The 658-nt window shown below is 46.5% G+C and carries 1 protein-coding gene and 1 pseudogene; both read right to left on the reverse strand.

Annotated elements, in window-relative coordinates; translation table 11 throughout:
• On the reverse strand, nt 1-436 hold a 436-nt coding region (locus R7Q46_RS27650), incomplete at its 3' end, for an ATP-binding cassette domain-containing protein (RefSeq protein WP_318078348.1).
• A 56-nt stretch (nt 437-492) separates the two neighbouring features.
• Nucleotides 493-658, reverse strand: a pseudogene (locus R7Q46_RS27655) (arabinose ABC transporter substrate-binding protein); the annotation flags it as partial.

Consider the following 658-nt stretch of genomic DNA (forward strand, 5'->3'; position numbering starts at 1 on the left):
TAGAAAACTCTTTAAGTGGGCGAGAAGGATCAAAATCCTCCCCCAAACGTTTTAGCTGTTCTCGCGCTCGAGCGTTCAATGTTTCCACATCTACACTGCCACCTTTTGTTGGCAACTGACCTAGGTAGATGTTTTCTGCCACACTAAGCTCAGGTACCAAGTTCAGCTCTTGGTAAATAATGGCGATACCTTGCTCAAGCGCATCAGTCGCTGAGTTGAACACCAAAGCTTTACCATCGACGACCAACTCGCCTTCAGTAGGTTGGTGTAAGCCACTGAGAGTTTTAAGCAACGTTGATTTACCTGCACCGTTTTCACCCATTAGCGCATGAATACTGCCTTTGTTGGCGCGAAAACTAATGTTGCTCAATGCCTTAACTCCTGGGAAATGCTTCGATATGTTGCAAAACTCAAGGTAAGAAGGGGAATTTATCATGATCATTCTCTCCGTTTCCCGAAAGAGCGGCGGTCATTGCACCGCCGCAAATAGGCTTAAAGACCTTTTTTCTGTAGCTCTTCACGGAAGTTGTCGCGAGTGATCAGCACAACATCGGTGACTTCCACAAACTTCTCTGGCTGCACATCTTCTTTCACCCATTTGTAAAGTGATTCGATGCTCTTAAAGCCGTGCACGTCAGGGCTTGGCAATAGTGAGCCA

Source organism: Vibrio sp. 811, assembly GCF_033339195.1.